Annotated in this window: 27 protein-coding genes; 13 read left to right on the top strand and 14 right to left on the bottom strand. The window is 70.1% G+C overall.

Annotation, left to right across the window (positions count from 1 at the left end):
* Positions 1-109 precede the first annotated feature (109 nt).
* Entirely contained in the window at positions 110-1261 is a 1152-nt protein-coding gene (locus A3CE_RS0104735) for a N(5)-(carboxyethyl)ornithine synthase (protein WP_020638916.1), read from the top strand.
* Between the two features lie 28 nt (positions 1262-1289).
* Here A3CE_RS0104735 and A3CE_RS50155 read toward each other — a convergent pair whose 3' ends face one another.
* Positions 1290-1475 carry a hypothetical protein gene (locus A3CE_RS50155; RefSeq protein ID WP_020638915.1) on the bottom strand — a complete coding sequence of 62 codons (186 nt, stop codon included), beginning with the start codon at positions 1473-1475 and terminating at the stop codon, positions 1290-1292.
* 286 nt (positions 1476-1761) lie between these two features.
* Here A3CE_RS50155 and A3CE_RS50150 point away from each other — a divergent pair, with 286 nt between their 5' ends.
* On the top strand, positions 1762-1947 hold the full coding sequence (locus tag A3CE_RS50150; RefSeq protein ID WP_020638914.1) for an ANTAR domain-containing protein: 186 nt from the start codon (positions 1762-1764) through the stop codon (positions 1945-1947).
* A gap of 186 nt (positions 1948-2133) precedes the next feature.
* Here A3CE_RS50150 and A3CE_RS0104720 read toward each other — a convergent pair whose 3' ends face one another.
* Positions 2134-2730: a TetR/AcrR family transcriptional regulator gene (locus A3CE_RS0104720; RefSeq protein WP_020638913.1), complete on the bottom strand. Its 597-nt coding sequence runs from the start codon at positions 2728-2730 to the stop codon at positions 2134-2136.
* A 198-nt stretch (positions 2731-2928) separates the two neighbouring features.
* Here A3CE_RS0104720 and A3CE_RS0104715 point away from each other — a divergent pair, with 198 nt between their 5' ends.
* From A3CE_RS0104715 to A3CE_RS0104695, 5 genes are all read left to right on the top strand, one after another.
* Positions 2929-3267, top strand: coding sequence for a DMT family transporter (locus tag A3CE_RS0104715; RefSeq protein ID WP_020638912.1), 339 nt, complete (start codon positions 2929-2931; stop codon positions 3265-3267).
* A complete protein-coding gene (locus A3CE_RS0104710) occupies positions 3264-3590 on the top strand; it encodes a DMT family transporter (RefSeq protein ID WP_020638911.1) in 327 nt (108 codons plus the stop codon). The genes A3CE_RS0104715 and A3CE_RS0104710 overlap by 4 nt, the downstream gene beginning before the upstream one ends.
* Before the next feature lie 15 nt (positions 3591-3605).
* Complete coding sequence (locus A3CE_RS0104705; protein ID WP_020638910.1) at positions 3606-4370, top strand: SDR family NAD(P)-dependent oxidoreductase; 765 nt, start codon at positions 3606-3608, stop codon at positions 4368-4370.
* An 86-nt stretch (positions 4371-4456) separates the two neighbouring features.
* Positions 4457-7474 (top strand): DEAD/DEAH box helicase, encoded by a 3018-nt coding sequence (locus A3CE_RS0104700; protein WP_026468143.1) that lies wholly within the window; start codon positions 4457-4459, stop codon positions 7472-7474.
* Positions 7467-8201 carry an SWIM zinc finger family protein gene (locus A3CE_RS0104695; protein ID WP_020638908.1) on the top strand — a complete coding sequence of 245 codons (735 nt, stop codon included), beginning with the start codon at positions 7467-7469 and terminating at the stop codon, positions 8199-8201. The genes A3CE_RS0104700 and A3CE_RS0104695 overlap by 8 nt, the downstream gene beginning before the upstream one ends.
* Here the strand turns inward: A3CE_RS0104695 and A3CE_RS0104690 are convergent.
* The 4 genes from A3CE_RS0104690 to A3CE_RS0104670 all read right to left on the bottom strand — a co-directional run bounded on the left by A3CE_RS0104690 (position 8195) and on the right by A3CE_RS0104670 (position 12251).
* Positions 8195-9202 carry an SMP-30/gluconolactonase/LRE family protein gene (locus A3CE_RS0104690; protein ID WP_020638907.1) on the bottom strand — a complete coding sequence of 336 codons (1008 nt, stop codon included), beginning with the start codon at positions 9200-9202 and terminating at the stop codon, positions 8195-8197. The two genes, A3CE_RS0104695 and A3CE_RS0104690, sit on opposite strands and share 7 nt — an antisense overlap.
* 30 nt (positions 9203-9232) lie before the next feature.
* On the bottom strand, positions 9233-11290 hold the full coding sequence (locus A3CE_RS0104685; protein ID WP_020638906.1) for a PQQ-dependent sugar dehydrogenase: 2058 nt from the start codon (positions 11288-11290) through the stop codon (positions 9233-9235).
* Between the two features lie 500 nt (positions 11291-11790).
* Positions 11791-12015 (bottom strand): hypothetical protein, encoded by a 225-nt coding sequence (locus A3CE_RS0104675; RefSeq protein ID WP_020638904.1) that lies wholly within the window; start codon positions 12013-12015, stop codon positions 11791-11793.
* 23 nt (positions 12016-12038) lie between these two features.
* Positions 12039-12251, bottom strand: coding sequence for a hypothetical protein (locus A3CE_RS0104670; RefSeq protein WP_020638903.1), 213 nt, complete (start codon positions 12249-12251; stop codon positions 12039-12041).
* Between the two features lie 375 nt (positions 12252-12626).
* Here A3CE_RS0104670 and A3CE_RS0104665 point away from each other — a divergent pair, with 375 nt between their 5' ends.
* Positions 12627-13691: a fatty acid desaturase family protein gene (locus tag A3CE_RS0104665; protein WP_020638902.1), complete on the top strand. Its 1065-nt coding sequence runs from the start codon at positions 12627-12629 to the stop codon at positions 13689-13691.
* Positions 13692-13703: 12 nt separating this feature from the next.
* On the opposite strand, the gene A3CE_RS56135 is transcribed toward A3CE_RS0104665, so the two are convergent.
* A complete protein-coding gene (locus tag A3CE_RS56135) occupies positions 13704-13937 on the bottom strand; it encodes a hypothetical protein (RefSeq protein ID WP_125591785.1) in 234 nt (77 codons plus the stop codon).
* Positions 13938-14144: 207 nt separating this feature from the next.
* Entirely contained in the window at positions 14145-15308 is a 1164-nt protein-coding gene (locus A3CE_RS0104660) for an epoxide hydrolase family protein (RefSeq protein WP_020638901.1), read from the bottom strand.
* Positions 15309-15404: 96 nt separating this feature from the next.
* Between A3CE_RS0104660 and A3CE_RS0104655 the strand changes: the two genes are divergently transcribed.
* Positions 15405-16016 (top strand): TetR/AcrR family transcriptional regulator, encoded by a 612-nt coding sequence (locus A3CE_RS0104655; protein ID WP_026468141.1) that lies wholly within the window; start codon positions 15405-15407, stop codon positions 16014-16016.
* Here A3CE_RS0104655 and A3CE_RS0104650 read toward each other — a convergent pair whose 3' ends face one another.
* From A3CE_RS0104650 to A3CE_RS0104640, 3 genes are all read right to left on the bottom strand, one after another.
* Positions 16017-16304: a hypothetical protein gene (locus A3CE_RS0104650; protein WP_125591787.1), complete on the bottom strand. Its 288-nt coding sequence runs from the start codon at positions 16302-16304 to the stop codon at positions 16017-16019.
* Between the two features lie 56 nt (positions 16305-16360).
* Positions 16361-16528, bottom strand: coding sequence for a hypothetical protein (locus tag A3CE_RS56130; protein WP_020638898.1), 168 nt, complete (start codon positions 16526-16528; stop codon positions 16361-16363).
* A 92-nt stretch (positions 16529-16620) separates the two neighbouring features.
* Positions 16621-17820 carry a cytochrome P450 gene (locus A3CE_RS0104640; RefSeq protein WP_043790680.1) on the bottom strand — a complete coding sequence of 400 codons (1200 nt, stop codon included), beginning with the start codon at positions 17818-17820 and terminating at the stop codon, positions 16621-16623.
* Between the two features lie 112 nt (positions 17821-17932).
* Between A3CE_RS0104640 and A3CE_RS0104635 the strand changes: the two genes are divergently transcribed.
* On the top strand, positions 17933-18499 hold the full coding sequence (locus A3CE_RS0104635) for a TetR/AcrR family transcriptional regulator (protein WP_020638896.1): 567 nt from the start codon (positions 17933-17935) through the stop codon (positions 18497-18499).
* Positions 18500-18512: 13 nt separating this feature from the next.
* On the opposite strand, the gene A3CE_RS0104630 is transcribed toward A3CE_RS0104635, so the two are convergent.
* Together A3CE_RS0104630 and A3CE_RS0104625 are read right to left on the bottom strand one after the other, a co-directional pair.
* On the bottom strand, positions 18513-19916 hold the full coding sequence (locus tag A3CE_RS0104630) for an MDR family MFS transporter (RefSeq protein ID WP_020638895.1): 1404 nt from the start codon (positions 19914-19916) through the stop codon (positions 18513-18515).
* 13 nt (positions 19917-19929) lie between these two features.
* Positions 19930-21207 carry an alpha/beta fold hydrolase gene (locus A3CE_RS0104625; RefSeq protein ID WP_020638894.1) on the bottom strand — a complete coding sequence of 426 codons (1278 nt, stop codon included), beginning with the start codon at positions 21205-21207 and terminating at the stop codon, positions 19930-19932.
* Positions 21208-21318: 111 nt separating this feature from the next.
* Here A3CE_RS0104625 and A3CE_RS0104620 point away from each other — a divergent pair, with 111 nt between their 5' ends.
* Positions 21319-21942, top strand: a complete 624-nt coding sequence (locus tag A3CE_RS0104620; RefSeq protein ID WP_043791790.1) for a TetR/AcrR family transcriptional regulator — start codon at positions 21319-21321, stop codon at positions 21940-21942.
* Between the two features lie 81 nt (positions 21943-22023).
* On the opposite strand, the gene A3CE_RS0104615 is transcribed toward A3CE_RS0104620, so the two are convergent.
* Complete coding sequence (locus A3CE_RS0104615) at positions 22024-22752, bottom strand: GntR family transcriptional regulator (protein WP_020638892.1); 729 nt, start codon at positions 22750-22752, stop codon at positions 22024-22026.
* A gap of 77 nt (positions 22753-22829) precedes the next feature.
* Here A3CE_RS0104615 and A3CE_RS0104610 point away from each other — a divergent pair, with 77 nt between their 5' ends.
* Entirely contained in the window at positions 22830-24104 is a 1275-nt protein-coding gene (locus A3CE_RS0104610) for an MFS transporter (RefSeq protein WP_020638891.1), read from the top strand.
* A gap of 10 nt (positions 24105-24114) precedes the next feature.
* Positions 24115-24234, top strand: a complete 120-nt coding sequence (locus A3CE_RS59205) for an NAD(P)-dependent oxidoreductase (RefSeq protein WP_020638890.1) — start codon at positions 24115-24117, stop codon at positions 24232-24234.
* The last annotated feature ends 4 nt before the right edge of the window (positions 24235-24238 follow it).

The raw sequence follows: 24238 nt of genomic DNA, 5'->3' as shown, positions 1-24238 counted from the left end.
GACGGCGCAGGTTCGATCACTCGCGCACGAGATGCTCTCGGACAACACCCAGCGTACACGACGGCTGCGCTGAGTGTGTTAAGACTGGTGTTCTAGCAAAGGGGCCCTCGTGGACCAGCTCAGTCTCGGCGTCATCGCGCGTTCACGCAAGGAGAACGAACGACGGTTGCCGATCCACCCGCACCACTTCGACCGGATCGCCGCTGATCTCCGGGAAACCATCTACCTCGAACACGGCTACGGCGAACCGTTCGGCGTCCCCGACGGGAAACTGGCGGGCGTCGTCGCGGGGATGCGCACGCGCGAGCAGCTCATTGCCGAGTGCGACGTGCTGCTGCTGGCCAAGCCGCTTCGGGAGGACGTCGCCGAACTGCGGGCAGGCCAGGTGCTGTGGGGCTGGCCGCACTGCGTGCAGGACGTCGAGCTGACGCAGCTGGCCATCGACCGGCGGCTGACCGTGATGGCCTTCGAAGCGATGAACCACTGGCGGCGCGACGGCTCGTTCGACCTGCACGTCTTCCACAAGAACAACGAACTGGCCGGCTACTGCTCGGTGCTGCACGCCCTGCAGCTGATCGGGTCGACCGGCGACTACGGCCGCCGGCTGCGGGCCGTGGTGATCGGCTTCGGCGCGACCGCGCGCGGCTCGGTGACCGCGCTGAACGCCCACGGGATCCACGACGTCGACGTCCTCACCGCCCGCGGTCTCAGCGCGGTCAGCTCGCCGATCCACTCGGCGACGATGGTGCACATCGACCACGACGTGAACAACCCGGGCGACCTCCGCCGCAGCCACGCGATCACCGACCACGGCCGGGTCCCGCTGGCCGGGTTCCTCGCCGAGCACGACATCGTCGTCAACTGCGTGCTGCAGGACACCGCCGCACCGCTGACGTTCCTCATCGAGGAGGACCTCGCCGCCTTCGCCCCCGGCAGCCTCATCGTCGACGTCTCCTGCGACGAAGGCATGGGCTTCAGCTGGGCCCGGCCCACGACGTTCACCCGGCCGGCCTTCCCGATCGGCGACGGCCTCACCTACTACGGCGTCGATCACAGCCCCTCGTACCTGTGGAACTCGGCGACCTGGGAGATCAGCGAAGCGCTGCTGCCCCACCTGCGGTCTGTCCTCTCCGGACAATCCACATGGGACAGGAACGAAACCGTCCGGCGTGCCATCGAGATCCGGGACGGCACGGTCTGCAACCCCGCGATCCTGTCGTTCCAGCACCGCTCGCCGGAATACCCCCACCGGCGTCGTTAGGTGCTGTTCGGCCGTGACCGGCCCGGCCTCACGAGCGCGGTCCGGAGCGGGTGGCGATGCCGTCGGCGGGTTCGAGCCCGAGCACGGCGAGCAGCAACGCGCAGTCGTCGGCGTCGATCGCCGCCGACGCCACCACCCGGGCACCGTGGTAGCGCTGGTCGCGGGTGAGCTCGGTCCCGGTCTGCTCGAGCGGGGGTGCCGCGGGGCGCCTCATCGGCACGGGGCCGCGGGTGGAGAGCTGGGGTATCGAGATGTCGCAGTGGTCATCGGTCCTCCGCCGGTCTCGGCTGCCGGACTCTTCATCGTAGCCTCGACGGCCGCGCGGCGGCGCCGGTCCGCGCTAGAGTCCGGGGGAACGCACCCGCGGTGGCGGAGCTGATCCGGACCTTGTCGTTTCGCAGGGGCTGGCCGACACGGCCACGATCGGCATCCTGCAGGAGCGGGCGGTCCGGCACGGGGAGACGCTGTCCGAGCAGCTGCAGACGGCCCTGAACAGCCGGGTGACCATCGAGCAGGCGAAAGGTGTCCTCGCCGTGACCGGCGGGCTCAGCATGAACGACGCCTTCACCGCGTTGCGTGCCTACGCCCGGAGCCACAACCTCATGCTCGGCAACGTCGCCCGCGCGCTCGCGGAGCGGAAGCTCGACCCGGCCCTGCTGCTGCCCCGGCGCGACCACACATCATGACCGGCGTCGGCGCCGAGTCGTGAGACAAGGCCCCGGATCGCCGCCGGCACGGGCTTTGCGAGCCGGCGGAAGAATCCGCGACGGCGGCCCGGCGCGGACGGTGCGTGAGCAAATCTCCGGCTTGCCGGCCGGCGGGTTCCGGTTCCGGCCGCTGGGGGACCGGATCACCAAAGGACGAGCCGGATCTCAGTTCTGCGCGGGTTGGGTGGCGAGAGTCAGCAGGTGCTCGCCGGTGAGCCGGAGGACTTCACGACTGTGTTCGCTGTCGCGGTCGGTCAGCCAGGTCATCGTCAGCCCGTCCAGTACCGAGTTCAGGTAGCGGGCGAGGACCGGCACGGGGACCGTCCACTGGATCCCGGTCTTGGCGGCGGCGTCGGTGAGAAGGTCCTCGTGGACCTTGAGGTAGTGCCGGTACTGCCGGTGCGCCAAGTCCTCCTGACCCGGCTGGCGCAGGGCGTGCTGGGAGAGTTCGTACCCGAGCAGGTGCTCGCCGGGGTTCGCCTCCACGCCCTCCCAGTACGCCGTGAGGCTCTTGACGATGATCGAGCTCAGGTCGTCTTCGTCGGCGAACGCCCGCCGCGCCGCGGCGGCCAGGCTGTCCGTGATGCGGGTGATCACCTCTTGCAGCAGCTGCTCGCGCGAATCGAAGCAGTAGTGGAAGACGCCCAAGGTCATCCCGGCCTCGCTGACGATCGCCCGCGTCGTCGCCTTCCCGGCCCCGTCGCGAACCATCACCCTGAGCGCGGCCGCGATCAGTTCTTCCCGGCGGTCCTTCAACGCCATGCGAGCCATCCGGCTACCCGCTCCCTCCCGATCACCAGGTTCGGTCCGCACGTTACCACGGTGTCTTGGACGGTTGACCAGTTAACCGGACCTATACTGGTCAACTGACTTGGACAACTGGCCAAGTCGCCGGTATGCTGGCCGGCAACGACAACGATGCGGCCCCGACGGCGTGGCCTCGAGCGGTGAGGAGCCACGATGGGAAAATGGGCGATCTTGGCCGGAGCGATCGTGCTGGAGGTGGCGGCGACCCTGGCTCTGCGGGCCACGATCGACGACGCCTGGTGGGCGGTGCTGACCGTGGCCGGCTACCTCGGCGCGTTCGTGGCGCTTTCCGCGCTGCTGCGTAAGGGCGCTCCGATTGGTGTCGTCTACGGCATCTGGGCGGCCGCGGGAGTCGCGCTGACCGCGGTCATGGGCGCGGTGTTGTTCGCCGAGCCGTTCACGCCGCTGATCGCGATCGGGATCGCCGCGGTCATCGGCGGCGTCGTGTTAGTGGAGACCGGTCACGGCACCGAAAGCAAGGTGCGGTCATGACGTGGGTGCTGCTGGCCGGGGCGATCCTGTCGGAGGTGGCGGCGACGCTGTCGCTGCGAGCCTCGGAGGGGTTGCGGAAGAAGCGGTGGATCGCGCCCGTCGCGGTCTTCTACATCGGCGCCTTCGGCTTGCTGACGGTCGCTCTCGCGCAGGGGATGCCAGTGGGGATCGCGTACGGCGTCTGGGCGGCCTGCGGCGTCGCCCTGACGGCGATCGGCGCGCGGGTGTTCTTCAAAGACGCGCTGACGAAACGGATGGGAGCCGGCGTCGGGCTGATCGCCGCGGGCGTGCTGATCATCGAACTCGGCGCGACCGCGCACTGAGCGAAGGAGACGGCGATGGCTGCGCTGGTGGACCAGACGATCCTGATCGTCGGCGCGTCCTCGGGGATCGGTGCCCAGGTGGCGCGGGACATCGCCGGTCATGGCAACCGGGTGGTGGTCGTCGCCCGGCGGGCGGCGGAGCTCGCGGCCGTGGCGGCGGAGGTCCGCGCGGCGGGGAGTGAGTGCCTCGACCTCGTGGCCGATGCGCTCGACCCGGCGGCCGCGGCCGCGGTGGTGGAGCGGGTGGTGGCGGAGTTCGGTGCGGTGGACGTCGCGCTGCTCAACGTGGGTCAGGGGCCGGACATGCTCATGGCCGAGGCCGGGGTGGCCGACATCGCCCGGGTGATGGCGGTGAACTACGACGTGACGGTGCACTACCTCGTCCCGCTGATCGCGCAGATGCGCCGCCAGGGTGGTGGCTTGATCGCGCAGACCAATTCGCTGGCGGGGCTGATGGGCATTCCGCGTCAAGGGCCGTATTCGGCGGCGAAGGCGGCGGTGCGAATGCTGATCGACGCGGCGCGGGTCGAGCTCGCTCCGGAGGGGATCCGCTTCACCTCGCTGTATCCGGGCTTCGTGGCGACCGCGCGCGTCAGCGCCGACGGGCTGCCGAAGCCGTTCCAGATCAGCGAAAAGCAGGCCGCGCGGCACGTGGTCCGGGCACTGCGGCGGGAACCCGCCGACGCGTCCTTCCCCTGGACGACGTCCGCGCTGATCCAGCTCCTGCGGGCATTGCCCGCAGGCGTTTCCGGAGCGCTGTTGAGAAAACTCGCCTCTTAGGGACCGGTAGCGGTCGGTGCAGCTGCCGCGGCGCTGCCGTGCGACGATCTGCGGGGAACCCGGATCGGACGAAGGAGCCCCAGACCTTGCCCCTGGTGCACGCTCTGTGGTCGCCGGGCCGGGGTCTGCTGCTCTGGGCGGAGCACGACCGAGGCCCGGCCGGCACGTCGAGTCGTTCGGCACAGATCGCGCTTCCGCATCCGTTCGCGGTCTCCAGCGCGAACCTGACCGCGCTGCATCCCGGCAAGCCCACGTCGGTGACGTTGCTGCTCCCGTCGCGGGTGAACCGGCCGCTCGCCTCCTCCGAGCCGGGCGGCAAAAGGCGGGGCCCGGCGCCGACGCTGCGGCCGTGGTCGGTGCCGGCGTTGGTCGTGGACGCGACCGAGCTGGACGACCTCGACGACTCGGCCACGTACGGCGCTTCGGTCACCTACCTGCGGGCGGTGGCCCGCCTGGCCGCGGATCTGGTGCGGCGCGGGCGAGTGCTGCCGACGCTGGTCCGCCAGGGCGACGTGGCGGAGGCCCGGTGGCGCCCGGTGCTCCAGGGCGTGGATTTCGTCGCGTTCGACGCGCTGGTCGCGGCCATGCCGCCGGTCGGGCGGGCCGAGCAGATCGCGCCGCTCACCGGGGCCTCGCCGCGCGCGCTCGTCACCGATGCCCTGCACACCCTGGTCGACGCGGCGGTCCGGGACCGGCTGGCGCGGGCGGATCCGCCCGTCGACCTGCGCGGGGGCCGGGGTGCGGCCGGGGTGTGGCTGTCCGCTTTGCAGGGCGGCGCTCCCCGCGTCGAGCTGCCGCTGGGAGAGCTCGGTGTCCTGGCCGACGCCGTCGCGAAGTGGGACGAGGTCGCCGACACCGACGTCGTCGACGGCCGGGCGTGTTTCCGGCTGGCCGAAGCCGGCACGCTGCGTCAGCCGGACGCGGACGATCCCGACGACCAGACCGGCGACGGCACCAAGTGGCAGCTGCAGTTCCTGCTGCGTGCGACGGCCGATCCGAGCTTGCTGCTGCCGGCCGGGCAGATCTGGTCAGGCGGGGCGAACGGGCTGGTCAGGGACCCGAGAGGGCTGTTCGTCGCCGAACTGGGCCGGGCCGCGCTGGTGGAACCGGTGCTGGCGCCGGCGTTGCGCAGGACCCAGCCGTCCGAGTACGACCTGACTGTCGAGGAAGCCGAACAGTTCCTCACCTCGGGCGCGACCCGGCTGATCGAGGCCGGCTTCGAAGTGCAGCTTCCGGCCACCTGGGACGGCAGGCGCCGGCTCGGGCTCCGGCTGTCCGTCCGCAGCACGCCCGCCGAACAGGTCGTCGCTCGCAGCCGGGTCGGCCGCGACGAGCTGGGCGGGTTCCGCTGGGCGCTCGCGGTGGGCGACGACGAGCTCGGCGAGGAGGAACTGGCCAGGCTCGTCGCGGCGAAGACACCGCTGGTGCGGCTGAGGGGGAGGTGGATCAGCGTCGATGCCGACCGGCTCCGCGCCGGCCTCGAGTTCCTGCGCCGCGACCCGAACCGGCGCCCCGACCGCCCCACCGCGGCCGAGCTGCTGGAGCTGGTCCACCTCACGCGCGAGACACCGCTCCCGGTCACCGACGTCAGCGCCGACGGCTGGGTCGGGGACGTCCTGGCCGAGCGGGTCGGCCACACCCTGCGGCCGGTCGAGCTGCCGCCGTCGTTCCGGGCCACGCTGCGCCCCTACCAACAGCGGGGGGTCGCCTGGCTGGCGTTCATGTCGGCGCTGGGGCTCGGTGCGTGCCTGGCCGACGACATGGGCCTCGGCAAAACGGTCCAGACGCTGGCGCTCGAGGCCGTCGAACGGGCGCACGACGATCGCCGGCCGACGTTGGTGCTGTGCCCGATGTCGCTGGTCGGCATGTGGCAGCGGGAGGCGGCGAACTTCGCTCCCGGCCTGCGTGTCCTCGCCCACCACGGCAGCGCCCGCGCGCGGGGGGACGCGCTCGCCGAGCAGGTCGCCGCGGCCGACCTCGTCGTCACGACCTACCCCACCGCCGCCCGGGACGCCGGCGAACTCGAGCGGTTCGACTGGCGACGCCTGGTGCTCGACGAAGCGCACGCCATCAAGAACGCCGACACCGCGACGGCCAAGGCGGTGCGCCGGTTCACGGCCGGGCACCGGCTCGCGCTGACCGGCACCCCGGTGGAAAACCGGCTGGCCGACCTGTGGTCGGTGCTGGACCTGCTCAACCCCGGGCTGCTCGGCAGCAGGTTCGAGTTCCGGCAACGGTTCGCGGTCCCGATCGAGCGCCGGGGCGACACCGCCACGGCCGCCGTTCTGCGCCGGCTCACGCAGCCGTACCTGCTGCGCCGGGTGAAGACGGACCCCGCGATCGTCCCCGAGCTGCCGGAAAAGCTCGAAATCCGGCAGGAATACCGGCTCACCCGCGAGCAGGGCACGCTGTACAGCGCGATCGTCGACGAGATGATGAAGAAGATCGAGAACAGCCACGGCATCAAGCGCCGCGGCAACATCCTCGCCGCGATCACGAAACTCAAGCAGGTCTGCAACCACCCCGCGCACCTGCTGCACGACGGTTCCCCGATCGGGCACCGCTCCGGCAAAGTCGTCCGCCTCGAAGAGATCCTGGCGGAAATCCTGGCGTCGGGCGATCGGGTGCTGTGCTTCACGCAGTACACCGAATTCGGCCACATGCTCGTGCCTCATCTGTCGGACCGGCTCGGCACCGAAGTCGCGTTTTTGCACGGCGGCCTGGCAAAAGGGGCACGAGACGCGATCGTGGAACGCTTCCAGTCCGGCGACGGGCCGCGGATCCTCCTGCTCTCGCTCAAGGCAGGCGGCTCCGGGCTCACGCTGACCGCCGCCAGCCAGGTCCTGCACCTGGACCGCTGGTGGAACCCGGCCGTGGAGAACCAGGCCACCGACCGGGCGTTCCGGATCGGGCAGGGACGCACCGTCCAGGTCCGGAAGTTCGTCTGCCCGGGCACCATCGAGGAACGCATCGACACCCTGATCGCCAAGAAGCGCGCGCTCGCGGGAATGGTCGTCGGCGAGGGCGAAGGCTGGCTCACCGAACTGTCCACGGACGCGCTGCGCGGGGTGCTCACCCTGGGGGAGGAGGCGATCGATGACTGAGCCGCTCCCGTGGTGGCCGAAGCGGTTCATCCGGGCGTTGACGGCGATCGGCGTCCTCCTGCCCGCTCGCGGCCAGGGGCGCGTCGTGTCGATGGAGGTCGGCGCCGGGCGCGTCGACGCCGAGGTGCGGGACGACCGGCCTTACCAGGTCCGAATCGGACTGACGGCGTTCGGGAAAGCGGACTGGGCGGCGATCACCCACGCCCTCGCCGCCAAAGCGTCGTCCACGGTCCTGCTGCTCAGCGGCGAGCTGCCCCGTGACGTCGAAGAGACCTTCAAAGCGGTCCGGCTGCCGTTGTTCCCGTCGTCGGCGCGGGAGGTGTCACTGGACTGCACCTGCCCGGACGCCGAGGTGCCGTGCGGCCACCTGAACGCCGTGTTCTCCGCGCTGGTGGCGCGGGTCGGCGACGATCCGTTCACGATTCTCGCTCTGCGCGGCCGGGACCGCGAAGCGCTGCTGGAGGAGCTGAAGAACCGGCTCATCTCGGCCGAGCCGCTCGATCCTGACGACAGGTCCCCGGCCCTGACCGAAGTCATGGACACCTTCTTCGACTGCGGTCAGGCCCCGGGCCTGGGCGGCGCGGCGCCATTGCACGGCCCGCGAACGTCGTCCGACGCGCTGGTGGACCAGGCTCCGCCGTTCGCGATCACGGCGGGCGGCGAAGACGTCACCGAGCTGCTCCGGCCGGTGTATCAGGCACTCGCCGGAGAAAACGGCACTCAGTAGGGGTTGCCGGGCACGTTGAGGTGCGTCTGGTACAGGCCGAACCCGCCACCGGAAACACCGGAGGTGAGGTACAGGGTCCGCCCGTCCGGTCCGCCGAACGCCGCGTTGGTGGTGTTGCGACCGGCGGAGATGGTGCCGAGCTGGGCACCTGACGGGGAGAAGACGTGGACGAGCCCTTCGTCGTAGGAGGCCCAGTACAGGTTGCCCGCGCAGTCGATGGTCGCGCCGTCGGGTGTCCTCATGCTCGCGAACGTCGCGCGGTTGCCGGTGGTGCCGTCGGGGAAGACGGTGTACCTCATGATCGCGTTGGCGCCGGTGGCCCCCACGTAGAGCGTCCTGCCGTCGGGGGACAGGACGACGCCGTTCGGCTGCGGCAGCGTGTCGTCGACGAGGCTGACCACACCGTCGTGGACGCGGAAGACACTGGTCCGGCCGCCTTGCTCGTCGGCGCGGTTGCCGCGCTGGTAGTTGGGATCACTGAAGTAGGTGGTGCCGTCGCGGCCGATGGTCAGGTCGTTCGGTGAGTTGAACGCTCGGCCGAGGTAGTTCGCCGCGACCGTCGTCCGGCTGCGGTCGGTCAGGCTGTAGGCGGACACGGTGCGGTTGTCGTGGGTGGCGGCGAGCACCCGCGTGCCGTCGGCGGTGATCGCCAGGCCGTTGCTGCCGGAGTCGGCGATGAACGTCTCGAAGGTCGCGGGCGGCGTGTATCGGAGCACAGCCGAGGGCTGCACGCCTTGGGGACCGGTGGGGTTCTGCATGTTCGACAGCAGCAGGGTGCCCGTCCGCTGGTCCCAGGTGGGCCCTTCGAGGAAGGTGAACCCTCCCCGGATGAGCTGGGACGCCACCGCCTGGCTCGGCAACGGCGAACCGTAGGTCGCTCCCGGTGTGCACGGTGCGGACGTGGTGGCGCCGGACGTCGCGGGCGCCACCACGCCCGCGAGGACGATCGCCGCCGCCGGTACCGTCCACTTGCGACAGTCAAGTGTCCTGCGGTGAGCCATGACGGCTCTCCTTTCGTGAGCGGCCGGGGTTCACCGTCCGAGCTCGACCTTGAGGATGCTTTCGTTGCTGTTGTCCGGGATGCTGTCCTTGTCGCCGTAGTTGCTGGTGGTCAGCCACAGGCCGCCGTCGGCGGACGGTTCCACGGTGCGCAGCCGCCCGTACGTGCCGTTGAGGTACTGCTGGACGTCGGTCAGGCTGTCACCGGAGATTTCGGCCCGGTACAGCCGCGTTCCGCGCTCGCAGGCGATGTAGAGGCCGGTGCGGACCACGGCGATGCCGCTGCACGAACCCTCGGCGACGGGATAGGTGTGCTTGGGCGCGACGAAGCCGGGTTCGCCGCAGCTGCCCGAGGTGCCCTCGCAGCGGGGCCAGCCGTAGTTGCCGCCGCGGACGATCAGGTTGGTTTCGTCCATTATGGAGTTCCCGAACTCCTGTTCCCAGAGCCGGCCCTGGGAGTCGAAGGCCAGGCCTTGCGGGTTGCGGTGGCCGTAGCTCCACACCGGGGTGCCGAAGGGGTTGTCCGAGGGAATGCTGCCGTCGCGGTTGATGCGCAGGACCTTGCCGGCGAGGCTGGTGAGGTCCTGGGCCCAGTCGCCGTTCTGGCCGTCGCCGGTCGAGATGTAGAGCTTGCCGTCGGGCCCGAAGCGCAGCCGGCCGCCGTTGTGGTACTTGTTGCGCGGGATGCCGGTGAGCAGCACCTGCGGGGTGCCGGTGAGGACGCCACCGGTGTAGCGGACGCGCACCACCCGGTTGTCGGTCGAGCTGGTGTGCATGACGTACAGCCACGGGTCGCTCGCGAAATCGGTGGCCACGGCGAGGCCCAGGACCCCGCCCTCCCCGTCGGTTCCCGAGACGTCCGGCATCCGTCCGGCCACGGTCTTCGTGCCGGTGGCGGGGTCGAGGCGGACGATTTCGAAGGTGTCGCGGCGGCTGTAGAGCACCTGTCCGTCGGGCAGGGTGGTCAGCCCCCACGGCAGGTCGGTCTCGGTGGTGACCCTGGTGACCGAGCACAGCGCCGTGGCGCAGGAGGAGCCCGTGGTGACCGCGACCGCCGGGCTCGGGGCCGACCGGTTGCCCTGGGCGTCGCGCGCCCGCACCTGGTACTGGTAGCGGGTGTTCGCGGCCAGGCCGCTGTCGGTGAACGAGGTCGTGGCCGCGCCGCCGGCCGAGCCGGCCACGGTGCCGTCGCGGAGCACCTCGTAGCCGGTGACGCCGACGTTGTCGGTGGCCGCCGTCCAGCGCACGGTGACCGTGGTCCCCGACGTCGCCGCCGTCACGCCGGCGGGGGTGGTGGGCGGCTCGGTGTCGGCCTGGCACTGCGGCACGGTGACGGGGACCGTGGAGCTGGCCTGGGAGACGTTGCCCGCGGCGTCGCGGGCGTTGACGTACAGGCCCCAGGTGGCCCCCGGCACGACGGTCAGGTCGGCGGACAGGGCCGTACCCGGCACCGACGTTATCAGCTGTCCGTCGTGGTAGACGTCGTAGAACGCCACCGCGACGTCATCGGACGACGCCGACCACGACAACGTCACCCCGGTGCACGTCAGGTTCGAGGTGCGGGGGTTGGCCGGCGGGGTCGGTGGCGTCGTGTCGTCGCCGATCCTGACCAGCTGCCACCGCTGATTGGCGCCGTCGGCGTCGGGCAGCTGGACGACCCGCGCACCGTCGGCGGTGGAGGAGTTCAGCACGTCCACGGCCTTGCCACTGGCCCGGTTGAGCAGGCGTACGTCGCCGCCGGCGGAGCCGGCCAGCCGGAACTGCTGGCCCGCTCGGTCGGCGTCGGCGCTCTGCACCAGGCCGGCCCGGTCGGCGGTGGAGGGAAAGCTCAGGACCTTGGCGCTGTGCTTGGACTTGATGCGGTAATTGCCGCCGCCGGAGTCGACGAACTGCCACTGCTGCGAGACGCGGTCGTCGCGGGTGCGCTGGGTGATCCTGGCACCCTCGTAGGTGGCGCCTCCGGACACTTCCAGCGCCTTGCCGCTGTTGCGGTTGACCAACACGTACGAGCCGTGGGTGTCCACGGTGGCGGCCGACGCGACCGGTGACGGAAGCACGGCACCCAGGCCCAGCAGCACCACTGTGCACACCGCGCGGAGGCCCGAGCGGGCGACCGTGCGCTTCCTTCCCGGGGTATCTCGCATGGTGTTCCTCTCTCAAGGAATTCGCTTTGTTGTCGCTGACAGAGGTAGGCGGCCTCATGCCCTGGCGGCCGTCGGCGCGTCCCGAAGTGCCGGCCCACAAGGCTTTGCGCACGGAGAGCCATGCATCGCCTCCTTGCGAGCAGGGTGCGTACCGAGCGGCGAGGGCGCTGAGCCAGCGACTGGGAGCGCTCCCAGGTCACGGTAGCGCAAACTCTTTGCCGCGGACAAGACCGGTGAGTGGGTATCCAACTACGTCCGCCTCGGCTGTTGCGGCATGCTCCGCAACGACGCACAACCGCACCGAGGAACGGTATGGCTCACTGAGCGCTACTGCGGGCGCGATCAGCTCGTCGAGCGCACCGACGCGGTCGTGGCTCCGCCGACCGAGAAAGTCGCCCCGGGGGCGGCGTGTTCGACGGGCCCGCCGAACCGGGCCGAAGCGCGGGTCACCGCTTGCTCCGGGGTGAGGAACCGGCCGGCATGCCGTGCGACACGGCCCGGCTGGTGAGCCGGAGCGAGCCGATCCTCGCCTGGTGCCCGTCGCGCAAGTCGGTCACCGCGAACGCGGCTTCGATCGGGCTGCGGGCCGGCGTGTTGGTGAGGAAGCCGGCCAGCCGGTCGGCGATCCCCGCCGGATGATAAGAACCCAAGATCCATCTCAGGTTGCTCACCCCGCAGGATCGAGGCCTCGCCTTCACGAACCCGGCGCGGATGCGATGCCGTCGGCGGGTTCGAGCCCGAGCGCGGCGAGCAGCAACGCGCAGTCTTCGGCGTCGATCGCCGCCGACGCCACCACCCGGGCACCGTGGTAGCGCTGGTCGCGGGTGAGCTCGTAGCCGGTCTCCGGGAGTGGTCGTGGCGCGGCGCGCCTCATCGGCGCGGAGACGGGCGTGGGCAGCTGGGGCATCGAGAGGTCGCAGTGGTCATCTGTCCTCCGCCGGTATCGGCTGCCGGTGGCGCCGCCGGGGGTCGGGGCGGGACGCGCGCCTCCGGCTGACGCGGTGTCAACGCAGCCGGACTCTCCATGGTAGCCCCCGCGGCGGGGCTGCGAAGCGGAGTGCGGAACGTCTCCCCGCACCACCCGCCTGGTCGACTACTTCGCCGGCCGGCGGATCTACGCTGGGTGCTCGTGCCCCGGACCTCGGCGACCGCGAATTCCAGCGGGCCGAGGGGACCGGCAATGCCGCCGTCCGAAATCGTCGCCGTTCCGAGTTCCGCCGGATGGTGGACGCACATCACCTGATCCGGGGTCCGACACCGTGCCAACCCGAGGAGATGTGCCGTGACCACGACGACCACCGAACTCGACCCGGAAGAAATCGCGCAGATCGGCAAGGAACTGGACACTCTGCGCCGGCGGGTGGTCGAGGATCTCGGCGCGGCCGACGCCGGCTACATCCGCGGCGTCGTCGCGGCGCAGCGGCTGTGCGAGGTGTCGGGCCGGGCACTGCTGTTCGCCGGCTGGTTCCCGCCCGCCTGGTTCGGCGGGGTCGCCGCGCTGGCGGTGTCGAAGATCCTCGACAACATGGAGATCGGCCACAACGTCATGCACGGCCAATACGACTGGATGAAGGATCCCGCGCTGAACTCGCGGACCTTCGAATGGGACATGGTGTGCCCGGGCGAGCAGTGGCGCCGCTCGCACAACTTCATGCACCACACCTACACCAACATCCTCGGCAAGGACCGCGACGTCGGTTACGGCATCCTGCGGATCAGCGAGGACCAGGAATGGCACCCGTACTACCTCGGCAACCCGATCTACGCCGCGGCGCAGGCGTTGTTCTTCGAATACGGCATCATGCTGCACGACCTCGAGGTCGACCGGATCCTGCAGGGCCGGCGTTCCTGGGCCGACGTCCGCCCGCTGGTGGCCCCGATGCTGCGCAAGACCGCCCGCCAGGCGGGGAAGGACTACGTCGTCTTCCCGTTGCTCACCGGCCCGCTGGCGCCGCTGACGCTGACCGCGAACATCGGCGCCAACCTGATCCGCAACCTCTGGGCGTTCGCGATCATCTTCTGCGGGCACTTCCCCGACGGGACCGAGGTGTTCACCGAGGAGGAAAGCGAAGACGAGACCCGTGGGAAATGGTACCTGCGGCAGATGCTCGGTTCTGCCAACATCACCGGGAGCCCGTTGTTCCACCTGCTTTCGGGAAATCTCAGCCACCAGATCGAGCACCACCTCTTCCCGGACCTGCCCTCGCGTCGCTACCCGCAGATCGCCGCGGAGGTGCGCGAGATCTGCGAGCGGCACAACCTGCCGTACAACACGGGTTCCTTGTCCCGGCAGTTGGGTTCGGTCGTCCGGAGGATTTTCCGGCTGGCTGTTCCGTGGGCGGCGTAGCCTGGATTCGGCTCAGAATCGAGCCACGTCGACGATCGAGCCGACTGCTTCATGCAGTTGCCGGAGCAGCGGCTCGAGTGGTGCGGGGAGTGTGGGACGAAAAGAATTCGCAACTCGCATCAGGTGCGTACCGCTGATCCCGTGGTCTCGGAGCAGGTCGGCGGAGCCGAGTTCGTCAAGAACGCAAATGATGAACCCGCCACCGATGCTGACCCGGGCCGGCTGTTCCGGCATCTGGACGATCAAGGCGAGTGGTCTGGTGGCGTCCCATGCCGATACTGTCGATAGATCTCCTGGCGTCGACCGAGAACCTTGCGTTCCGTACTGGATCTCATGATCCCCTCTGTTACCAGCCGGCGGAGTTCGAGGTCGTGTGCCTGTGTTCCGATGGCTCTGTGCAGCAGTTTGACGGTGGGATTCCGGGTGCGTGACAGCTGATCCACGTGCTGGACGTCAGGAACGAAGGGTGCGCAGGCCGGTGCGGATTTCGCTGACCAGGATCTCGGGCTGTTCCAAGGCCGCGAAGTGCCCGCCCTTGTCGGCCTCGCCGTAGTGGATCAGATTGCGGTAGGTGTCTTCGATCCAGCTTCGGGGCAGGCGTGGGATGTCCTTCGGGAAGACGGTCACCGCGACCGGAAGCGTCAGCTTCGGGCCGGCGAGAGTACCCGATTTGTTCTCCCAGTAGATGCGGCCGGACGACGCTGCGCTGTTGGTGAACCAGTAGAGCGATATCGCGTCGAGCATGTCGTCCATGCTGAGGGCGCTCTCGGCGAGCCCGTGGTTGTCGGTCTTGGACTGGAACTTCTCGTAGATCCACGCTGCCTGACCGGCGGGAGAGTCCGCCAGGGCGAATCCGACCGTCTCCGGCTTCGTGCCCTGAAGGTGGTTCGATCCACCGAGTTCGCCGGTGTAGAAGGCAAGGCCCTCCACGGCGTAACGCTGTTCGGGCGACAAGGTGCCGGGTATCTGCGCGGGAAAGGCGTACTGGGTGTTCAGATGAATTCCGAGAAGCCCCTCGGGTCGCATGGCCCCGAGGGCGGTGGTGACGACGGCACCCCAATCGCCGCCTTGCGCGGCCCATCTCGGGTAGCCGAGACGCTTCATCAGCTCCACCCATGCGCCGGCGATGCGCGCTACGGTCCACCCGGTCTCCGTGGGCTTCTGGGAGAACCCGAACCCGGGGAGCGACGGGACGACGACGTCGAATGAATCGGCGGCGTCTCCTCCGAACGAAACCGGATCGGTCAGCGGGCCGATCAGCTTCAGGAACTCGACGATCGAGCCCGGCCATCCGTGCGTGAGTATCAGCGGCATCGCGTGGGGGTTCTTGGACCTGACGTGGATGAAGTGGATGTCCAGCCCGTCGATCTCGGTCAGGAACTGGGGGAAGCGATTGAGCTCGGACTCGAAGCGCCGCCAGTCGTAGCCGCGTTCCCAGTAGCCGACCAGAGATCTGGCGTTCTCCACGCGAACCCCTTGCGACCAGTCGTCCACCGTTTCCGGATCCGGCCATCGAGTTCTGGCCAGTCGCTGCTTCACGTCGTCGATCTCCGAATCGGGGATCGAGACGGTGAACGGGCGGACGAGGGCCGAGGCCGGTGACGTCGGTGCGGTCATTGCCTACTTCTCCTGAGCTTCGAAGCGCGGCGCAACTCGTCGTTGCACACTGGTGTGCAATCTACCTCGTTGCACACCAGTGTGCAAGAATGTGTCGTGCCCACCGAGTCCTCCCGTGCGCGCTCGATGAACGAGACACGCGATCGCATCCTCGACGTCGCCCTCGATGTGCTGGGGGAGAACCCCGACGCCGGAATGGGCGACATCGCCTCCGCTGCCGGCGTCGTCCGTCGCACCGTCTACGGCCATTTCCCCTCGCGCCTCGACCTGGTCCGGACACTCACGGAACGGGCCGTCACCGAGATGGCGGCCGTGCTCACCGAAGTCAACGCCTCCGGCGCGGAAGCGGACGCGACGTGGGTCGAATTCATCGCCCGCGTCTGGCCGGTGGCGCACCGGTACCGGGTGCTGCTGGCGCTGCGCCGCGGCGAGTACGGCGAGGCGATCCACAGCCTGCTCGGGCCGGTCGACGAGCTCCTCGCCGACCTCGTGAAACGGGGTCAGGACAGCGACGTTTTCGCCCAGCACCTGCCGGCGGGCATTCTGAGCCAGCTTGCCTACGGCGCCGTGTTCGCCATCGCGGACAGCGAACTGCCGGACGGGACCCTCGGCGCCCGGGCAGCGACGATCACGAGCCTGCTGATGCTGGGAGTTCCCGAGACGCGCGCAATCGCTCTCGTGGGCGACCAGCCCTACGCCGCTCCGTGATCAGGGTTGGATCGCGACCGACTGGTACCTGGACATCTGGCCGCGGGCCGGGAACGGGGACCCGGCCAGCGGCGTCAGCTGTCCGTCACGGGACACGTCGAACCCGAACAGCTGGGCGCTGAGGTCCTGGTTCGACACGTAGACGTGGCGGCCGTCGGACGCCGGCCAGAGCGGTACTTCGCCGGTCGCGGTCGGCGTGTCACCCACCCGTCGCAGGGTGCCGTCGGAGCCGATCGTGAAGACCCACACGCCGTCCCCCGCGCCGGCGTCGTCTCCGCCGACCGTCACGAACATCAGGTGGCCGAACGGTTCGCCGGTGGTCTCGACGGGTTGGCCGATCGGTGTCAGCTCACCGCGCGCACCGACCGGTACGACGAGACCTTGGCCGCCCCGCCGTTCACCACGTAGGCGAAGTCACCGCTCGGCGGTAACACGATGCCGCGTGGCTGCTCCAGCGTCTTGACCGGGTCGCCCGCCGGGGCGAGATCCCCGGAGGGCCGGATCGTGAACACGGAGACGCTACGTTCGCGACATTGCAAAACGTCGACAACGAGCGACACGGCGGGCTACCCGGAAGAGAGCTCTGCCGAATTCGGTCGAGACGTCACCAGGTCACCGGCAGGGATGTGACGCCGAGGACCGGCGAGAGGGTTCTGAACTCGAGCTGCTCGAACGGGACCGCCAGGCGCAGCTCCGGGAACCGGCGCAGCAACGCGGGCAGCGCCGACTTCAGTTCGATGCGGGCCAGCTGCTGGCCGAGGCACTGGTGCGCCCCGAACCCGAAAGCCAGATGGGGCACCGGTTTGCGGTGCACGTCGAGCCCGGCGTTCCCGCCGACGAGGGCGGGGTCGTGGTTGGCGGCCAGGAGTGACAGTGACAGCCACTCGCCGGCGGCGACCTGGTGACCGTTGACGTCCACGTCCTTCGTGGCGCGCCGGTCGAGGTAGGTGCCGATGGACAGGTACCGCAGGAGTTCCTCGATCGCGGAGGTCGTCACGTCGTGGTCGTCGCGGACGGCGGCCAGCTGTTCCGGGTGCCGCAACAGGGCCAGGGTGCCGAGCGCGATCATGTTCGAGGTGGTTTCGTGCCCGGCGATGAGCAGCAGGTTGCCGAAGCCGACCAGTTCCTCGTCGGTGATCTCGTTGCCGTGCTTGCCGATCACTTCGCCGAGCAGCCCGTCGCCGGGCTCGCCGCGCAACCGGGCGACGAGCTCGCCCATGTAGGCGTGCATTGCGGCGTAGTTGGCGAACTGCTCTTCTTCGGTGCGGGTGGCGTCGAGCAGAACCGCGCTGCGGTGCTGGAAGTCGGCGCGGTCGGCGTAGGGGACGCCGAGCAGGTCGCAGATCACGAGTGAGGGGATGGGCAGCGCGTAGGCCTGCACGAGGTCCGCCACCGGCCCGGACTCCTGCATCGCGTCCAGGTGCTCGGCGGCGAGCTTTTCGATGGTGGGCCGCAGGTTCTGCAGCCGGCGGACGGTGAAGGCGCTCGCCAGCATCCGCCGCAGCCGCAGGTGGCCGGGACCGTCGTAGCCGAGCAGGAAGCCGGGCTGGTTGAACAGGGTGCGCGGCGCGTCGGGATCGGCGTTCATGTCGGCGCCGATGTGTTCGTGCGCGAACACGGCGCGAACGTCGCCGTAGCGGGTGACGGCGCGGGCGTCGAACTGCCCGAAGAACGGGTGGTAGCGGGGGATGACGGGCAGATCGGGTCGCTCGCGCAGCGCGGTCAGCTCGGCGGCCGGCTCGAAGGGGCAGCGTTCTGCCCGGCGGCCGGTCGGCACCACCGTGGGGTGCGGGGAATCTGGCATGGTCTGCTCCTCGGCCGGAAATGTGAGACAATCTGTCTCATAAGTTTGACTGTGGCACGACTCGATCTATGAGTCAACTTGTCTCAGAGGACCTTGCTCGTATGCTGTGACAGTGAGTTACTCGACGGACCCGCGCGCGGCACGTTCCCGGGAGGCGATCCTCGTCGCCGCCCGGGAGTTGCTGGCGAGCGAGGGACCCGGCGCGGTCACTCATCAGCGCGTCTCCCAGGAGGCCGGCGTGGGCCGGGCGACCGTCTACCGGCACTGGCCGCGGTCCGAGCAGCTCTTGCTCGACGTGATGGAGGGCGCCGACCTGCCGTTGTTCAAGGACCCCGAAACACCGGTCCGGCCGTGGCTGCACCGGCAGCTCCGGCAGCTGGCCGACGAGCTGATGCCCCCGGAGGTGGCCGGTCTGTCGCTCGCCATGATGCAGTCGGCGCTCTGGGACGCGGAGATGGCACGCCGGCGCGACGAGTCGACCCGGACGATCAAGGAGCGGATCCACGCGGCGGTCCGCTCGGCCGTCGCCGGGCAGGAGCTGGAGACAGACGCCGGGCCGGCGGACCTGGTGTCGATGCTGGTCGGGCCGATCGTCTACCGCACGGCGATGCAGCGCGACGTGGTTCCCGACGGACTCATCGACCGGCTTCTCGACGGCATCGGAACCTGGCACCGCTGAGCGCGGGACCCGGTCACCTCCCCGCCACCGGCTCGACGGCACCGGTGGTGCGCAAGGGTGTTTCCCGGATGCGCCAGGCCGCGACGGCGGCCACCGCCGCCACCACCGCGGCGACGGTGAAGATGCGCGACATCCCCGTCGCCAGCGTGCCGCCGGTCAGCAGCGCGCCGAACACCGAGGTGCCGATGGCGCCGCCGATGGTGCGGAACATGGTCGTGTTCGCCGTCGCCACGCCGATCTCTTCGGCCGGGACCGTGTTCTGGGCGATCAACGTCATCATCTGTGTGCTCAGGCCGAGTCCGGCGCCGATGAGCACGAGCGCGGTGCTGGTGAGCCAGACCGGCGTGCCGGCGTGGGCGGTGGCGAGCACCGCGCACCCCACGGCCATCGCCGATGCGCCCATGATCGGGAAGAGCCGGTACCGGCCGGTCCGGCTGCTCACCCGGCCGGCCACCTGGGACGCGACCACGACGGCAAGGGTCATCGGTAGCAGCAGTGTTCCGGAGTCCGACGCCGACGCGCCCTGCACGGTCTGCTGGAACAGCGGCACGAAGGTGATCGTGCCGAAGCTGATGACACCGACGACGAAGATGATCACGGTCGTGAGCCGGATGTTCCGCTGCGCGAACAAAGTCAGTGGCAGGACGGGCTCGCGGCTTCGCCGTTCCACCCACACGAACGCGCCGGACGCCACCACGGTGAGCGGCACCAGCACCACCGCCGCGCCCACGCCGTTGGTGAGCAGCAGCAGTGCGGTGACGGCGGTCGTGAGCAGCAGCGCACCCCCGACGTCCAGGTGCACCCGGCGCCGCGGCGCCGGCGGCACCACCAGGACGATCGCGGTGGCGGCCAAGACGACCAGGCCGAGCGGGAGGTTGAGGTAGAAGTTCCAGCGCCAGCCCAGCAGGCTCGTGACGACGCCGCCGAAGAGCGGGCCGCCGATCTGCCCGGCGGCCATGACGCTCGCGGTCAGGCCCTGGTAGCGGCCGCGGTCGCGCGGCGGGACCAGGATGCCGATCAGTGACAGCGCACCGACGACGAGCCCGCCGCCGCCGAGGCCCTGGACCGCGCGGAACGCGATCAGCTGCGTCATGTCCTGGGCGAACCCGCACGCGACGGACGCGGCGGTGAAGAGGGCGATCGCAGTCAGGTGCACGCGTTTACGCCCGTAGAGGTCGCCGAGCTTGCCCCAGATCGGCGTCGAGGCGGCCGTGGTGAGCGTGTAGGCGGTGACGACCCAGGACAGCCGGTCGAGGCCGCCGAGCTGGGCGACGATCGTGGGCATCGCCGTGCCGACGACGGTGTTGTCGAGCATCGCGAGCAGCATGCCGAGCAGCAGCACGGTGAACGCCGCGCGCAGCCGCGCCGGGCTCATCGGTGCGGCGGCGGGCTGGGGACGCGGAGGTGAGACGACCATGACCGGGCTCCGTTCAGGCCAGGGAGCCGAGGACCAGGCCGGCGACCCGGTCCGGCTGCTCGAGCTGCGGCTGGTGGCCCGCCTCGCGGACCACCGTGAACTCGGCGCCTTCGTCGTTTTCCCCGGCGAAGGCCGCCGCGTACGCGCGTCCGTAGGACAGGTCGGCGATTCCGTCGCTTTCGCCCCAGACCACCCGCACGGGCAACCGCACCGATTCGAGCCGGGTGCGCAGGGCCGGGTCGTGCATGTACGGGTCGCCGGCGTAGCGGTTCAGGGCCACGGCGTTCCCCTGCATCGCGGCGAGGCGCTCCGGCGGCAGCAGGGCGGGGTCCAGCCGGAAGCGGTCGGGGGAGTGGAAGACGACGTCGGCGAGCTTGTCCGGCGGCGTCGCGGAGAGGTCGGTGATCGGGTGCCCGTCGACGGTGATCCCGACGGGGTCCAGCAGCACGAGCCGGCCGACGCGGGGCGCGTCGCCGGCGTCGCGGGCCGCCTGCTCGTCGACGCCCATCTGTGCCGCGATCCACCCACCGACCGAGTTGCCGGCCACGAGGACGTCGGTCAGGTCGAGCTCCTCGAGCAGCCGGCGGAAAATCCGGGCGAGCCCCGGCACTTCGGCGTCGGCGGCCGGGGTGCCGTCGAAGCCGGGGATGACGGGCGTGAGCACCCTTGTCCCGCGCGCGGCGAGCAAGGCGGCCAAGCCGGCGACCGACGCCGGTCCCGCTCCGCCGTGCACCAGCAGGACAGGACGTCCGACGCCGCGGTCCTCGACCCGGACGACGAGGTCGTCGACCCGGACGTCCGTGGTTGCCGGCTCGGCCACCGGCGTCTCGTCGGCGTACGTGGTGGCCGGTTCCGTGTGGTAGCGGGCCATGATCTCGGTGATCTCGGCGTCTTGCGCGGGCCGCCCCGCCTTTTCGGCGAACGCGTGCAGGTCGCGGAAGTACTGGACGTACAGGTCCGGCGTGAAGGTGTTGAGGATGACCGCGGGCTCGTCGCCCGGGTTGGCGAAGGTGTGCGGCGCGCCCGGCGGCACCATGACGAGGGTTCCGGCGGGCGCGTCGTGGGTCTCTTCGCCCACGGTGAAGCGGGCCGTGCCGCGGACGACGTAGAAGCCCTCGTCGTGCTGGGCGTGCCGGTGCTGCGGCGGGCCGGCCGTGTGCGGGGCGACGACGATCTCGCCCAGGCCCAGCCGGTGGCCGGTGGTGCTGCCGTCCTCGAGGATCCGCAGCTGGATCGGACCGGTGAGGGTGATCTCGCCGTCCTCGGGTCCGACGATCGCGATGCGTGTCATGTTCCGCCCCTCATGAGAGTCAACTGTCATGAGGAAGGTAGACCTTCATCTGGTGTTCGTGCAAGTGGACTCTTATGATGAGAGGGCACTCAAGTACGAAAGGTCGTGGAGATGGACGGCGGACGGGTCAACCAGAAGCGGCGGACGCGCAACGCGATCGTGGTGGCCGCCACCGAGCTCGTCCGTGGCGGCCACCCGGTGACGATGCCCGAGGTCGCGAAGGCGGCGGAAGTCTCCGAGGCGACGGCCTACCGCTACTTCCCGGACCTGGCGAGCCTGCTGCGCGAAGCCGTCGCGGGGACGCTGTTCGACCCGGCGGAGGCGCTGGCTCCGCTCGCGGGCTCCGCCGATCCCGTCGCCCGCGTCGCGGCCGCGACGGAACACCTGCTGCGTCACGTACTGACGCACCAGAGCGCGGTCCGCGCGATGATCGCGGCGACCATCACCCGGCCCGCCGACACCGCCGGTCGTCCCGGCCTGCGCTTCGGTCTCATCAACGAGGCCCTCGCGCCGCCGGCCGACCTGGGCGACCTCGACGCATCCGGGTTGGCTCAGCTGAAACGGGATCTCGCGGTCGTCATGAGTGCCGAGGCGCTGTTCGGACTCACCGATCTCCATCGCCTGCCGCCCGAGGAAGCTGTCCGCAGTGTCATCCACACCGCGGTGACGCTCACCAAAGCAGCTCTCGGCGAGAAGGCGACGACGGGCGAAGGACGCTCTGGTGACCCGCGCTGACCGGCTTCCGGTGGCACACCGGCAAAACGACCCCCGTGGCCGCCGGCTGGGACTCGGCCGACGTCGGGCCGCGATGGTCCTTCAGGGGCGCGCGACGGCAGCGGGCGCGGCGAGCAGATCTCCCAGTCCGCCGCGGGCGTCCTCGATCACGAGCGCCTCGGCTGCCGCCGGGTCGCCGACCCGCAACGCCCGGACGAGCGCACGATGGCTCCCGTAGCGATCCAGGCCGAACTGGTCGTTCCCGGCGATGCGTTCGATCAGCCGGGCCCGCCGTTCCGGCGGGGAGAACACTCGCGTCTGGCTGAGCAGGCGCACGAGAACCGGGTTGTGGGCACACGCCTCGACGACCTCGTTGAAGCGCTGCATGGCGTCGAGCAGCCGCTCCAGGTGCCGGGCCACGTCCTGCCCGGCCTGCTGCCGCTGCTTGATGACGATCAGCAGGTCGTCGGCTTCGTCGAGGACGGCGTCGAGGTGGTCCAGCTGGGCCGGGGACGCGTGCCGCGCGGCGAAGCGGGCCACCATGCCCCGCAGGGCCACCTCCACCTCGGCCAGGTCCTGGATCGCGGCCTCTCCGACGGCCGTCACCTGGACCGTCCGCGGCCCGGTCCGTTCCAGCAGGCCGTCCTGCTCGAGGCGCCGGATGGCCTCTCGCACCGGAGTCGGGCTCACCGACAGCCGCTCGGCGAGGCCGCGTTCGGTGACCTTCTGTCCCGGCCGCAGCTCGCCGGTGGTGACCGCGTCGCGGATGGCGCGGTACGCGCGGTCGGCCAGCGTGTCGGCCGTCAGGCCCTTCAACGTCTCACTCGCCATGGCGTCACTCTATCTGCCACAGCAAAGTCAATAAGAGACACTTGACATTCTTGCTATAGCACAAGTAGCTTGGCGGCATGACGACGACGTCGAGCGCACAGCACGTGCGGAGGGGACGGGTCACGTTCTTCGTGGCCCTGGCGGTCTTCGCGCAGGAGTCGACGTGGAACCTCTACGACTCACAGGTGCCGCCGCTGCTCCGCGAACACATCGGCAGTGCCGCGCTGATCGGTCTCCTGATGGGGATGGACAACGTGCTCGGCATCTTCATCCAGCCGTGGATGGGCAACCGGTCGGACCGCACCCGCACCTCGTGGGGCCGGCGCATCCCGTACCTCGTCGTCGGCATGCCCGTGGCAGCGTTGCTGTTCCTCGTCATCCCGCACGTCGCGGCCTCGTTGCCGCTGCTGATCGTGGTGATGTTCGGCTACGCGCTGGTCGCGAACTCGTTCAAGCCGATCGCCGAATCCCTGCTCCCGGACTTCGTCCCGCCCGAGCGGCGCAGCCGGGCGAACGCGGTCGTCAAGATCGCGGCGAGTCTCACGGTGATGTTCGCGGCCCTGATCAGCATCTTCCTGATCGACACCCATCCGAAGCTGTCGTTCGCGATCCCCGCGATCCTGATGGTGGCGTCCCTGGTCGTGCTGGCCGCCAACGTGCGGGACAGCCGGTCCCCGGCCTACCGGAGCGCTGTCGACGAGGAACGCGAACAGCCCGGCGCGGCAGCACATGGCGGGCGGGTGCGGGACACCGTGCTCGACATCGTCCGAGACAGCGATCGCAGCCGGCTGCTGCTCATCGTGGCCATCCTGCTCTTCGGCGGCGCGTGGGCCGCCTCACGGGCGCTGATCACGCCGTACGGCATGGAAGTGCTGCGCCTGTCCCGCGGTGAAGCGGGCGGGCTGACCCTGCCCAGCGGAGTGGCCTTCATCCTGGCCGCCTACCCGGTGGCGAGGCTCGCCGAACGCTTCGGCCGGCTGCGGGCGATGACCGTCGGGATGACGGTGTTCGCGGCCGGCATGGTGCTCGCCACCGTGATCCGGAGCCCCGCCGGCGTCGTCACCGGTCTCTGCGTGGCGACCGCGGGGGCGTCCGCATTCCTGGTCAACGCCGTCGTCGTCCTGTGGAACCTCGCCCCGTCCACCCGCGTGGTCGGGACCTACACCGGGCTCTACACCGTCGGCTGGGTGGGAGGCGGCTTCCTCGGCCCGGCCGTGGTCGGCGGGCTGGTCGACCTGACCGGCTGGTCCCTGCTGCTGCTCCACGTCGCGGTCGTCGCGCTGCTGGCCGTGGTGGCGGTCGCGCGCGTCAGTGCCCTGCAGCGCCGGTCGTCCGCGAGCCGTGCGCTGTGAACGGGCGCGGATGAAGCCGACGGCACTGCAGGTCAACACCGCCCGCGGCGCCATCGTCGACGAAGACGCGCTCGCCGCGGCGGCAGCCCTCGCGGGACGGGCGCGGTTCGTGGTGAACGGAGAGAAATGAGGAC

The organism is Amycolatopsis balhimycina FH 1894, assembly GCF_000384295.1.
Taxonomy (GTDB): domain Bacteria; phylum Actinomycetota; class Actinomycetes; order Mycobacteriales; family Pseudonocardiaceae; genus Amycolatopsis; species Amycolatopsis balhimycina.
The sequence above is the reverse complement of the archived record's forward strand: the minus strand, read 5'-3'. Positions and strand labels throughout refer to the sequence as shown.